Here is a 13,331-nt window from a genome sequence, read left to right on the forward strand (position 1 = left end):
AATAAAAAGAAAATGTTGTAAGGAAGCCCTGTGACACCACCTCATTTAAACCCAAATTACGCGATATTTTGTGAGCAATCTCTTTCTCGTTCCTTGTTATTGGAGCATGTTCAAGACGCACGAGAAAGACAAGGTCTTGATGCATTGAGCCAAGAGCAAATTGAGACATTAGAGCCATTGTGGATTTTGAGTGAGTATTTGCATCAGCAGTTTACCCGCTCTCCTCATTGGTTAGATGATCTATTAACGCTTAGCGAATTACCTGAAAAGCCATCAGTAGAAGCGTTGATGGCAGGTGAAGTGTTTTTTTCATGCGAAGCCAAGGCTTGCCCAACAGAATCATTGGAGCCATTGGACGAAGCTAGTTTTATTAAGCGTTTACGTTTGTATCGACAATGGTGGATGGTGCGACTGATCGCCTTGGATATTCAGCAGCAACTAACATTGACCGAGCTAACGTCGCGCCTAAGCGGTTTAGCCGATGCCTGTGTTAACGCCAGCTTGCAATGGACAACGCAGCACTACCTTGCCTTGTATGGTCAGGCATTGGATAGCAACAGCCAACCTCAGTCAATGATTGTGATTGGTATGGGGAAATTGGGGGGCAATGAGTTAAACCTGTCTTCCGACATTGATCTCATTTTTGCGTTCCGTGAACATGGTGATACTCAAGGCGGTAAAAAAAGTTTATCTCACCAAGAATACTTTACTAAGTTAGGTCAAAAACTGATTCAGCATTTGGATCAGGTAAGTGCTGATGGCTTTGTATTTAGAGTCGACATGCGCTTGCGGCCGTTTGGTCAGTCTGGTGCCTTGGTTTTGAATATGGACTCTCTAGAGAATTATTACCAAGATCAAGGCCGAGATTGGGAGCGCTACGCCATGATCAAAGCCCGGGTTATGGCAGGAAGCGCATTGGATGTTTGTGAATTCGAAGCGTTACGAAAGCCTTTTGTTTATCGCAAGTATTTAGATTTTGGTGCAATAGGAGCGCTGCGAGATCTTAAGCAAATGATCGCAAAGGAAGTTCGCCGTAAAGGCATAGAGCATAATATTAAACTAGGCGAGGGCGGCATTCGCGAAGTGGAGTTTATAGCTCAAGCTTTGCAGATTCTACATGGTGGTCGAGATCAGAAGTTGCAAACACCCTCCTTGATGAAAGTCTTGCCTTACCTTGCTAAGCAGGATTATTTGCCTGCTGAGGAAGTCGAGCAGTTACGTGAAGCGTATTTGCTTTTACGTCGAACCGAGCATGCTTTGCAAGCCGTGAATGACGAGCAAACTCAATTATTGCCCGAAGATGAAAGAGCGCGTACACGCATAGCCTTGCTGGTTGGATTTCCTTCTTGGGAGGCGTTAGATGAACGCCTATGGGAAGTGCGTAACAATGTTCATCGCTCTTTTGTGGCATTAATCGACGACGGTAATGAAAGTAGTGAAGAGGTTAAGAGCCAAGAAACATGGCGTTTATTGATCAAGCATCCAGAAGATAAAGAAGCCATTGAAGACGCCATTGAACTGATTATGTGGCAAGATCAAGAGGCAGCTATTGTACGAATCTCACAATTGCTTAGCTCACGCACCGTAGTGTACATGCAACCCATTGGTCATGAACGACTTGCTGTATTCTTAGCTGCACTCATAACGAAATTAATGGATGAAGCTAATCCTGATTTAGTGTTAGAGCGTGTTTTTCCTATATTAGAAGCGGTATTGCGCCGAACGGCTTATTTGGTACTGCTATGTGAAAATCAAACCGCGCTGACTCATCTGATTCGTTTATGTCGAGAAAGTGTTTGGTTTACCGAGGCAATTTCGACAACGCCAGCATTGTTAGATGAACTGTTAGACGCTAATACATTATTTTCTCCACCAGATAAGGCCATGCTTGCTGAAGAGCTCCAGCAGATATTATTGCGCTTGCCGGAAGAGGATGAGGAAGCGCAAATGGACGCTATGCGTCGCTTTAGGCGTTCTATTATTTTACGAATCGCAGCGTGCGATATCACCGAGATATTACCTGTCATGAAAGTGAGTGATCACTTAACTTGGTTGGCAGAAGTTCTTCTTGATCAAGTGTTACAGCAGTCTTGGCAATATTTGACGAAGAAGCATGGTTTCCCTGTAAGCCAAGGTGAAGCAGCTTATACACCACAATTAGCAATTATTGGTTACGGAAAATCAGGTGGCTGGGAGCTGGGTTACGATTCAGATTTGGATCTTGTGTTTATTCATGATGCACAAGCAACAGGTAGCACAGACGGCGAACGCAGTATCGATAATTTAACTTTCTATACTCGACTAGGGCAGCGTTTAATTCACATGATCACGAGCTTTACAGCTGCGGGCCGATTGTATGAGGTAGACATGCGCTTGCGTCCTTCTGGTAATTCTGGCCTATTGGTTTCTAGTTTAGATGCCTTTAAAGATTACCAGCAAAAGGAAGCGTGGGTTTGGGAGCATCAAGCATTGACGCGTTCTCGTGGTTTGGCGGGAGACCCTAATCTACTGGCTAAGTTTGAAGACTGCCGCAAAGAAATTATTGCTTCTGTTAGAGATCGAAATGAACTCAAAGCGGAAGTAATAAAAATGCGTGAGAAAATGCGTGCTCACCTTGATACTGGTGGTAAAGACAAAGGTTTTGATCTTAAGCAGGGCGCTGGTGGCATTATAGACATCGAATTTATGGTGCAGTACTTAGTATTGGCTTGGTCGCACCAGTATCCTGAACTTATGCGTTTTTCGGATAATGTCCGCCAGTTAGAAGCCGCAGCAAGTGTTGGGCTTCTAGATAAAGATCAAGCAGAGAAGATGACTGACACTTATACCTTGTATCGATCTTTTGTTCATCGGTTGAGTTTGCAGCAGCAGAGTCGAGTCATTCAAAATGAAAAGCTGGTCAGTAATCAGAGTTTGGTCAGCCAATATTGGGATAGCTTTGTTACGGATCAGAGAGTTTGAGTGAATTTTATCCAGTTTACAAAAAGACATTCGTAAATATGTTATTCTCTGGCTATACTAATTAAATTGATGTTTTTTTGATCAGTGAATAACCTACAAACACTAACAGCGTTCGTAGGTTTATAGGAGGAAAAATGCCAAGCATTAATGGTTTGAGTAGTCCTGCGATGGATTATGCTAGTGAAGTATACAGTGCAAGCTTGTCAAAAGTTGCTCAGCAACAAAAGGCAGAACAAGAGCTTACCTTATTAGAGGAAGCCGCGAAAAGTGTAACACCTGCTGCGAATAGCGGGTCGCACACCACGACAGATAACTTAGGTCAGAATATAAACGTTAACGTTTGACCTGATCGATTTGACGTTGCAAAACAACGAAAGCCTCGCCAGATGTTATCTGGCGAGGCTTTTTCATGTCTAAAATTGTATTTTAGCTAACTAGGTTAGCTATTTTCTTTATCTAGAAACGCCGCGTCTTCTTCAGGCAGTGGTTGATTGTCAATCACTGCTTCAAATGCTTTCAAACGTTTGTAAATAGATAATAGTTCTACAATCGTTGTCCAAGAGTTGATTAGGTATTGAAACGAATTCTCAACTTGGTTGAAGGCGTTTAGAACGCGCTGCATAATGCCTAGGGTGAAAGCGCCAGCAATGATAGATGGTGCTAATACAATCAGTGGAACAAACTGCCCAACATTAAGATAACCGTAACGAACGACATTGAAATATAGGTAGTTTGCATACAGGCGAAAGTAGTTTTTACGTACGTTATCAAACAGTTCAGTAAGGCTAATTGGCGTTGCTCTGTCAGCGTGGTCTTCACCATAAACCAGTTCTTTCCTGTAAGCAGCCTCAACACGTTGATTTTTAAACTCCAAGCCAGGAAGTTTAATTCCTGCTAGCGCCAGTAAAAGAGTACCGAATATTGACCATATAATGGCGGTGAATACTAATGCTTGTGGGACTTCACCAACAAGTGGAAGGGTTTTAACGTATCCAGATAAGCTCCATAAAATAGGCAAAAAGGCAATTAACGTCATAACAGATCTTAAAAGGCTCACTCCTAGCCCTTCGACAATAGAAGCGAAGCGCATGGTGTCTTCTTGAATACGCTGTGATGCACCTTCAATATGGCGTACCTGATCCCATTTGGAAGTGTAGTAATTAGTCATAGCTGTACGCCAGCGGAATACGTAGTGACTAATGAAAAAGTTGCTAAGAACGGACACTGTTATAGCAACCATTATGATGACTGCTACAGTAGATAGCTGAGCATAGTAGTCAGACAGTAGAATACTATTCGGTTCTGCTAATGCTTTTTGAATAAGGTCGTAAAAGCTGCCATACCACTCGTTTAGCATCACACTTACTTGTACTTGGAACCAAGTTATAAATACGATTAATCCTGAACCAATGACTGACCATTTAGCCCATTTCTGACCACCATAAATAACCCAAATACTAATAAATACTAGATAGCAAGCCGCCATATATTGGTATAGCCACACATCTAATGCAGTATTTTGTGCACTCTGGAAAGCGGTTTGTGCTGTGGCATCAGCGCCTTCTGCCAAAGCTTCAGGAAAGTGGACACCAAAAAGAGAACCTAGACTTAAAATGTGTCCTAAGTCCTGAACGATAGAGTACCATCCAATGACGCAAACAAGTGCCCATAAGGCAAAGCTAAGAAAAAATAATTTAGGTTTTGGAAAGAAAGATTGAAACACAGTGTCGTTTCTCTATATCTGATAGGTTGAAGGTGCCATAAACCATTGATTTACGCGGGATTGTTTAATGACGATGTATCTGAGCTTAAACCAGTCAAGTGATAATCACAATCAAACAGCCCACAAGGAATCAGTAAAAAAGGCGATAATTAGCTAAGAGATAAACATTTTAACTATAATAAAGCGATATTGTACCAAATCAGGGAGACGGACTCGTTATATGGAACAAGTTGAGGTGTATTTAGTTAGGGCTTTTTCTATTGCCGGAAAAGGTGGAAACTTAGCCGGTGTAGTGTTGAATGCGGATTCGTTAACCGAACCACAGAAGCAATTCATAGCGAAGCAAGTTGGTGTATCGGAAACAGCTTTTGTTAGCAAAAGTGATAAGGCTAATTTCCATGTATCTTTTTATACTCCCACCGTGGAGGTCGATTTCTGCGGCCACGCCACGTTAAGCTCTTTTTGGTTGCTACATCATTTGCAATATATTCCGGCTGGACGTTATAAGCAAGAAACTAAAGCGGGTGTATTAGCTGTAGACGTGGCATTAAACGGTGATGTTTTAATGAGCCAAAGTTTACCAACTTGGTTTGCCGAATATAGTGCTCAAGAGATCGCACCTATGTTAGGTATTCAACCGTCACTGATAGCTCAAACAGGTTTGCCTATTCAAACTATTTCTACTGGCTTGATTGATCTTATGGTTCCTGTTCCTTATGGCGTGCTGGATTGCCTTGAAGTTGATAATGATACGATAACGCACTTTTGTCAGCAGCATGAATGTGTCGGATTTCACGTATTTGAAATGAACCCGCCAGAAGCGTTTTATACGGCAAGTTGTCGAAATTTTGCGCCAGCGGTTGGTATTCCTGAAGAGTCTGCTACCGGCAGTTCGAGCGGTGCGCTAGCCTGTTATTTGCATCGTCATTTTGGTTATCAGCAAGCGATTTTTGAGCAAGGGAGAGCGATGAAAATGCCATCGTGTCTAGTGACTCAATTAGCAATAGAAAATGGAGAGTTGACTCAGGTTCAAGTCGGAGGGGAAGGGGCGTTTGATAAAGTGGTTTCTATTAACCTTTAAGGCATAAAAAAATCGGACCTAAGTCCGATTTTTAATTGTTTTGTCTAGTGCTGAATCGCTTATGCAGCTTTGTTGTTTGCCACTACAGTTGCAATGGCTTTATCTAGTCGAGCAAGGCCTTCGGCAACATCTTGTTCTGGAATGATCAAAGACGGGGCTAAACGTAATACGTTTGGACCAGCAACAAGAGCAAATAAACCTTCTTCGGCTGCGGCTTTAATGATCTCGCCAGCTTTTCCAGCAAGGCTGTCAATCATTTCAGCACCAATCAAAAGACCCATACCACGAATCTCTTTAAAGACATGGTGCTTTTCGTTTAGCGCTTTCAGGCCTTCAACAAATAAGTCATGACGCTTTGCCACGCCGCTGAGTACTTCAGGAGTATCAACGATATCAACAACGGCTTCAGCAATAGCGCAAGCCATTGGGTTACCGCCATAAGTGCTGCCGTGAGTACCAAAGGCCAAACTTTTTGCCGCTTTCTCTGTAGCTAACATAGCGCCAACAGGGAAGCCGTTACCAAGTGCTTTAGCGGTTGTTAATACATCAGGTGTTACACCTAACTGCTCATACGCAAAGAAGGTGCCTGTACGGCCTACGCCGGATTGAACTTCGTCATAAACCAATAATGCGTTGTGTTGATCACACAGTTCACGTACTTGTTTGGCAAATTCAATGTTGGCCGGAATGATACCGCCTTCGCCTTGAATAGGCTCCATGACTACGGCGCAAGTCTTATCACTGATGATTGCTTTAAGTTGTTCTATGTCGTTGTAGTCGCAATGTTTGATGCCGCCTGGTGTCGGCTCAAAACCTTCTTTGTATTTTGCCTGTCCGCCCACAGAAACAGTAAACAAGGTACGGCCATGGAAAGACTTGTTAAAAGCAATGATTTCATGTTTTTCAGGACCGAAATGATCAAACGCGTAACGACGAGCGAGTTTAAAAGCCGCTTCGTTGGCTTCTGCACCACTATTTGCAAAGAAGACTCGGTCAGCAAAGGTCTTTTCAGTCAATTTTTTAGCCAATCGCAGTGCTGGTTCGTTAGTCATGACATTGGATAAATGCCAAAGTTGTCCAGCTTGCTCACGCATGACGTTGACGAGAGTTGGATTGGAATGACCCAATGCAGTAACAGCAATGCCGCCTGCAAAGTCGATGTATTCTTTGCCTTCTTTGTCCCATATGCGAGAGCCTTCGCCACGCACTGGAATAATCGCAGAAGGTGCATAGTTAGGAACCATTACTTCGTCAAAGGTTGCTCTCGTTACTTGTTGTGTCACTTTTCTATCCATCCTAAAAAAAGACCTCTTAAAAATAGGCGGCCGCAATGGCGGCCACCTGTTGGTTTATATCAGATTTCTCAACTCACGAATAGCGACAGTTACCATGGCGAGTGTTAATTCGCTTTCCGCTTTTATTTCGCTAAAAGCGGCACGGTAATGTTTGATACTGTCACTATTTGACTCGCGCCAATGAGTTAAACGTAGTTCCAGTTTTTTGATATCAACACTGGACTGAATAACTTCTTGGGTGAGGGTTCTTAAGCTATTGTCGACTTCGTCGCCTAACCCTGATTTTGCTCGACGTTGCCACATATCATCAGCTGACAGTTCGCTGACTTTGTGACGCAACCAGTGCAACTCTAGATCCATTTCAAGGGCGAAATAAGTTTGAGCCACATCTAGGACTTCCGTGTCGGTATTCGCTGCAACACGGATTATGTCTAGTCCGTAGAATAGGTAATGCAGAGAAGACAATCTTTCCGCTATCTCAGTAGGGATGTTTTTCTCGACAAGGCCAGTAGCAATATCGGCCAAATGCTCTTGGCTTGATTCTGTCAAAATTGCCTGCATATTGGCTCTAATCACTTCAACGCCAGGCTTATAAGTGTCTTTTAAGCGCTGGATTGACAGGCTTTCACGTGTATTACGCAGTAACCATAGAGTTGCTCTCTCTAGAAGTCCTTGAATGCGAATTAACAGGCTATTCAATACTGTGTTAGACACAGAGAAGTCCAAGTTGTTGATCGCATCCCAAAGCGCTGGAATACCAAAAATATCTTCTGCTGCCATGTAGGCTCGAACGACGTTCAACGAAGATGCGCCTGTCTCTTCTTGCATGTAAGTTGTAAACGTTGGCCCCATGCGGTTGCCTAGGTTGTTTGTCACGTGCCCGGCTATGATTTCTTGAATCAACGGGTGTGACGACATTTGGCCGCCGAAGTGCTTGGTCAGCTGTGTTGGGAAGTACTCGTTGATCTGAGTGGTCAAATCCACGTCTTCGCCAATACTGTCTTCTACTAGCTGCTCAGATAATTTGATTTTTGAATAAGCAAGTAGTACCGATATCTCTGGGCGTGTTAAGCCTTGGCCCTTGTTCAAGCGCTTTTTGATTTGCGTGTCACTAGGCAAGTACTCGATTTCACGGTTCAAACGACCTTCACGGACAAGAGATTGAATCAAACGCCAATGATCGGTTAAACGCTCTGGTGCCTGTGCGTTTGCCAAAGACAATACGTGGCTTTGGCCACGGTTGTGGCGTAACACCAATTTACCCACTTCATCCGTCATTTCAGCCAATAAGCTGTTACGTTGCTTCTCGGTCAGGTCACCGTTCTCGACCACGCGGTTAAGTAGGATCTTGATGTTTACTTCGTGATCCGAGCTGTCTACGCCCGCAGAGTTATCGATCGCATCTGTGCTGATTAAGCCACCTTTTTGAGCGAATTCAATACGACCTAGCTGTGTTAAACCTAGGTTTCCGCCTTCACCGACAATTTTACAACGTAGTTCTTTACCGTTTACACGCAATCCGTTGTTTGCGCTGTCGCCAGCATCAGCATGGGATTCGCCTTCGGATTTCACATAAGTGCCGATACCACCGTTCCAAAGTAGATCCACAGGCGCTTTTAGAATCGCGTTGATCAAATCAGTTGGAGCCATGGATTTGATATTGCCCTCGATGCCCAAAGCTTTGCGAATATCTGCATTGATAGGGATAGATTTCGCAGAGCGATTGAAAATACCGCCGCCTTTTGAAATAAGCTCTTTGTTGTAATCTTCCCAAGAGGAACGAGGCAGTTTGAACATGCGCTCACGCTCAGTAAAAGATGTTTCTGCATCTGGCGTTGGGTCGATAAAGATATGCATGTGGTTGAACGCAGCGATTAGACAAGTGTGTTTCGATAACAGCATGCCGTTACCAAATACGTCACCCGCCATGTCACCGACGCCAACAGCGGTAAAGTCTGTCGTTTGGCAATCAATACCGATCTCTTTAAATTGGCGTTTAACGGATTCCCAAGCGCCGCGGGCCGTTATGCCCATTTTTTTATGGTCGTAACCGTTAGAACCACCAGAGGCAAAGGCATCGCCTAACCAGAAACCATATTTCGCAGAAATGCTGTTTGCTAAGTCAGAGAAGGTGGCTGTGCCTTTATCTGCAGCAACGACTAAGTACGGGTCGTCTTCGTCGTAACGAAGTACGGACAGTGGAGGAACCACTTGGTTTTGCACTAAGTTGTCAGTAATGTCTAGCAAACCGCTAATGAAAGTGGTGTAGCAGTGGATAACTTCTGCTTGTACTTCTTCACGAGACGCGTTCTTTTTAAGCTGCTTGGCAACGAAGCCGCCTTTTGCTCCTGATGGAACGATAACAGCGTTTTTCACCATTTGTGCTTTTACTAGACCAAGTACTTCAGTACGGAAATCTTCCATACGATCAGACCAGCGCAAGCCACCACGAGCAACTTTACCGCCACGCATGTGAATACCTTCTACCCAAGGCGCATAAACGAATATTTCAAATTTTGGTCTTGGAAGTGGTACGGCTGGAATTTGAGAAGGGTCCAGTTTGAAAGAAACGTAGTCTTTTACTTCGCCTTCAGCGCCTGCTTGATAGAAGTTTGTGCGTAACATTGCCTGAATCACAGAAAGGTAGTGTTTCAGAATACGGTCTTCATCCAAGTTGGCAACTTGGTCCAATTCTAGATCGATTTTCTCAAGTAACTTTTGTACCTTGTCGTCACGCTTGGCTTCTTGGCTAGGGTCGAAACGTTGTTCGAATAGTTGAACCAAAAGGCGAGCAATACCTGCGTTTTTCTCTAGTGTTTGCTGCATGTATTGAAGAGAGAAAGGCACTTGAAGTTGCATTAAGTACTTGGTCAAAGCTCTTAACATGGTGACTTGACGCCATGTTAGGGAAGCGCTTAGGACCAAAGCATTAAAGCGGTCATTTTCAACGCGACGGCTGAATACCTGGTTGAACGCGTCTTGGAACGCTTCGCGCTGAGTGCTCTTTTCAAGGTTTACATCGGCGTCTACGCTGATGGCAAATTCGACGACCCAAGTGTTCGCAGAGCCATCGCCATTTTGATCTAATTCATATGGGCGAGCTTCTAGAACGCGTAACCCCATACATTCCAAAATAGGCAATACGTCAGACAAAATGAGTGTTGTGCCAGTACCATACACCTTGAAGAAGTAATTGTTTTTCGTTTGTCCAACTTGACGGTAGATGTGCGTTGAAATATCGCCTTCACCGGATAATTGAGCTAAACGTTCAATGTCTAGGACGGCCGCATTTGGAGAGAAATCTTCACGGTAAGCAGCGGGCAAATAAGGCACATAATCGTTGAAAAGAATGTTTCCGCTTTCTTCACCGTGGCTTTTATGGAGAGCCGTTAATAGCTTGTCTTCCCATGAACTCATTGCGTCTTGCATCTTGCGCTGAATTTCTTCTGCGTCGATGGTTGGGCTTTGCTTAGGATCGGCTATTTGAATAGTGAAGTTGACGCGCGCCAAGACCAATTGTGAAAACTGCACGTTGAATTCAGAGCTTGTGCCGTTACAGGCGTTCATCAAGATGTCTTGCATTTTGATACGCAATTCCGTGTTGTAACGATCTCGTGGTACATACACCAAAGCGTTCAGGAAACGGCCGTAAATGTCTTTGCGCAGGAATACGCGCAATTGGCGTCGTTCTTGGATCGCCAAAATGCTTTCGATAGTTCCAAAAAGCTCATCAACTGGCGCTTGAAGCATCTCGTCACGCGGGTAGCTGTTTAAAATATGCTTAAGGTTTTTGCCTTTATGACTATTTGGATCGACGTTGGCTTTTTCTACGATGACATTGAGCTTTTTACGCAATAATGGAATATCTTGCAGGCGAGCAATATAAGCGGCAGAAGAGTAAAGGCCGAAGAAGCGCCATTCGCCGACTACATTGCCTTTTTTGTCGAAGCGCTTAATGCCAAGATAATCTAAGTGAACCGGGCGATGAATAGTAGAAACAGCTGTTGATTTGGTTAGCACTAATATGTTGCTGGTATCGACTGCAAGCTTGGCTAAGTGGTCTTGCAAGATAATGTCGCGCTTTACTTTTTTGTCGTTAATATCGCGGAATGTACCAAGCCCTGAGCCATCGACTAATTTAAGGTGTGTTTCTTCACCTTCAACAGATAGGTCATAGGCGCGGAAACCAATGAAGGTAAAGTGGTCATTCGCTACCCAGCGCAAGAAATCGAGAACTTCTAAGTGTTCTTCATTGGCTTTCAGGTGTGGTAGTTGCTCAGACTCTGCAATAACGTCATTTAGTTTGGCTTTCATTGTTGGCCAATCTGAGACGGTTTTTTTCACATCAACTAAGCTACTTAGTAACTCATCTTTTATTTCATCAAGAAGGTTGATGTCTGAAAGGCGGTCTATTTCGAAGCGCATCATAGCTTCATGAGATTTGGAAGAGAGGTTGATGTTTTGCAACTCGCCTTTTTTATTACGGTCCACCGGCACAACAGGGTGTGCTGTTAGGTGAATTGTGTGGCCAAGACGAACCAATGCCATATTGAAAGACGATACAAGGAAAGGCATGTCATCCGTTAGAATTTCGATAACGGTATGAGTGGATTGCCAGCTGTGCTCCTCGTAGTTCGGGTTGTAGACACGAACTTTAGGTTGGTTGCTTGGGCGTTGCTGGATGAAATCCCAAAGGCAAAGTATTGTGCCATATAGGTTTTCTATCGATTCATTAACCAAGTCTTCAGTTAGAGAGTCCTGAAAGTAAAGACGGGTTAGTTGAATCAAGTTGTTTGCTTCTGCGGCACTAAAGTTATCATTTATTTCAACTTCAACGCGTTCGATCAATTCGTTTTTTTTGTAATCAGTCATTAGAACTCATCCCTCATGAGTGGTGTTCTTAATAAAACTAGTTGTAAATGCAATTTTTCGAAAGTATGGGGTTAGGACTCTGTGTTAGATTATTATGAAAATTCGCCTCCTTTGATAGCGGGTAACTTTTCAAATTGCGACACATTGTTGTGTTGTCTGGTTAATTGGGTCAGAAAAGTCTTGCCCAACACGAAAAAAACCTTTGTTATCCATTTTAAACGAAATAAACTCCTTATTTGTCTATAGTTCGCAGGATAATATTTTGTACAAGACTGAATTCGCATCAAGAGAAATCATGCAGGCGAGTAAAAAACCTTTAAAGTACGGTTTTTTGCTGTTGCCACATTATTCCATGTTGGGTTTTTCCTCTGCTATTGAAACATTGCATATGGCGAACTGGGTGGCAGGAAAAGAGCTCTATTCTTTTTGCACAATTAGTCATGAAGAAAAAGAAATTCCTTCTAATACGGGTGTTTCAACGGTTTCAGACTATCTAACAAGTGATGCTTTGGGTGATTTAGACGCGATTTTTGTATGCGGTTCTTCTCCTGGGATAAAAAACGAAAGTCTGACTTTAGAAAATTGGATAAAAAAACAAGCAAAAAAAGGCATCGGCTTGGGCGGCGTCTGCACAGGAAGCTATTTATTGGCAAAAGCGGGCTTGCTTGATGGCTATCGAGCCACGATTCATTGGCGCAGTTTGGCAAATTTGCGAGATGAATTTTTACAGACGATCGTTTCAAATCACCTTTTTGAAGTGGATCGAGACCGTTATACTTGCAGTGGTGGGACTGCGGCCATGGATATGATGTTGTTTTTGATAGGCAAACAGCATGGCATGTCGTTAGCAAGTGGGATATCCGAGCAGTTTGTTTGTGAGCGAATACGAACGCATGAAGACCCGCAGCGAATTCCACTACAGGCGCGTATTGGTACAGGTCAGCCTAAATTAGTTGAAGCGGTTCAGCTAATGGAAGCCAATATTCAAGAACCCTTATCATCTGATGATATTGCTTATCATGTGGGGGTTTCTAGGAGGCATTTGGAGCGATTATTTAAGAGTAATTTAGATATTGTGCCATCTCGATACTACTTAGAATTGCGTCTTCAACATGCGAAGCAGCTAATAACTCAAACGGATAAGACGATTACTGAAATAGGTACAGAGTGCGGATTTGGTTCTGCGCCCCATTTTAGTACAACTTACAAGGGCTTCTTCGGCATTACGCCAAGAGAAGAGCGTAATAAAATTCATAATAAAAGCTCTGCGCCTGTCCAAATGGACAAGAAAAAGAGGCGGCTCTGGAAAAAGTAACTTAAAATACGGGGTGAATTGCTCTTGGCGTGATTCTTGTATTCTAGTTAGTTAGCTTAGGGTGTATTACCCTCATGGATTTGG

7 protein-coding genes are annotated in these 13,331 nt (G+C 43.4%); 4 read left to right on the forward strand and 3 right to left on the reverse strand.

Going from position 1 to position 13,331, the window contains the following annotated elements; genetic code table 11:
* Positions 1–30 precede the first annotated feature (30 nt).
* Both glnE and DFP77_RS02120 read left to right on the forward strand, forming a co-directional pair.
* Complete coding sequence (gene glnE, locus DFP77_RS02115; protein ID WP_114410649.1) at positions 31–2,961, forward strand: bifunctional [glutamate--ammonia ligase]-adenylyl-L-tyrosine phosphorylase/[glutamate--ammonia-ligase] adenylyltransferase; 2,931 nt, start codon at positions 31–33, stop codon at positions 2,959–2,961.
* A 134-nt stretch (positions 2,962–3,095) separates the two neighbouring features.
* Complete coding sequence (locus DFP77_RS02120; RefSeq protein ID WP_114410650.1) at positions 3,096–3,305, forward strand: hypothetical protein; 210 nt, start codon at positions 3,096–3,098, stop codon at positions 3,303–3,305.
* A gap of 95 nt (positions 3,306–3,400) precedes the next feature.
* Here DFP77_RS02120 and sbmA read toward each other — a convergent pair whose 3' ends face one another.
* Entirely contained in the window at positions 3,401–4,684 is a 1,284-nt protein-coding gene (gene sbmA / locus DFP77_RS02125) for a peptide antibiotic transporter SbmA (protein ID WP_114410651.1), read from the reverse strand.
* 220 nt (positions 4,685–4,904) lie between these two features.
* Here sbmA and DFP77_RS02130 point away from each other — a divergent pair, with 220 nt between their 5' ends.
* Positions 4,905–5,765 (forward strand): PhzF family phenazine biosynthesis protein, encoded by an 861-nt coding sequence (locus DFP77_RS02130; protein ID WP_114410652.1) that lies wholly within the window; start codon positions 4,905–4,907, stop codon positions 5,763–5,765.
* A 59-nt stretch (positions 5,766–5,824) separates the two neighbouring features.
* Here the strand turns inward: DFP77_RS02130 and DFP77_RS02135 are convergent, their stop codons facing one another.
* A complete protein-coding gene (locus DFP77_RS02135) occupies positions 5,825–7,060 on the reverse strand; it encodes an aspartate aminotransferase family protein (RefSeq protein WP_114410653.1) in 1,236 nt (411 codons plus the stop codon).
* 54 nt (positions 7,061–7,114) lie between these two features.
* The gene (locus DFP77_RS02140) at positions 7,115–11,932 is read right to left on the reverse strand and encodes an NAD-glutamate dehydrogenase (RefSeq protein ID WP_114410654.1); all 4,818 of its coding nucleotides are present in this window, start codon (positions 11,930–11,932) and stop codon (positions 7,115–7,117) included.
* A gap of 295 nt (positions 11,933–12,227) precedes the next feature.
* Here DFP77_RS02140 and DFP77_RS02145 point away from each other — a divergent pair, with 295 nt between their 5' ends.
* Positions 12,228–13,247 (forward strand): GlxA family transcriptional regulator, encoded by a 1,020-nt coding sequence (locus DFP77_RS02145; RefSeq protein ID WP_114410655.1) that lies wholly within the window; start codon positions 12,228–12,230, stop codon positions 13,245–13,247.
* Positions 13,248–13,331: the final 84 nt, after the last annotated feature.

It is taken from the genome of Marinomonas foliarum (genome assembly GCF_003337275.1).
Lineage (GTDB): Bacteria > Pseudomonadota > Gammaproteobacteria > Pseudomonadales > Marinomonadaceae > Marinomonas > Marinomonas foliarum.

Excerpts from the sequence above, each read along its gene's own strand:
- DFP77_RS02120 (WP_114410650.1), top strand. The coding sequence starts at position 3,096 with ATGCCAAGCATTAATGGTTTGAGTAGTCCTGCGATGGATTATGCTAGT.
- DFP77_RS02130 (WP_114410652.1), top strand. The coding sequence starts at position 4,905 with ATGGAACAAGTTGAGGTGTATTTAGTTAGGGCTTTTTCTATTGCCGGA.
- DFP77_RS02135 (WP_114410653.1), bottom strand. The coding sequence starts at position 7,060 with ATGGATAGAAAAGTGACACAACAAGTAACGAGAGCAACCTTTGACGAA.
- DFP77_RS02140 (WP_114410654.1), bottom strand. The coding sequence starts at position 11,932 with ATGACTGATTACAAAAAAAACGAATTGATCGAACGCGTTGAAGTTGAA.
- DFP77_RS02145 (WP_114410655.1), top strand. The coding sequence starts at position 12,228 with ATGCAGGCGAGTAAAAAACCTTTAAAGTACGGTTTTTTGCTGTTGCCA.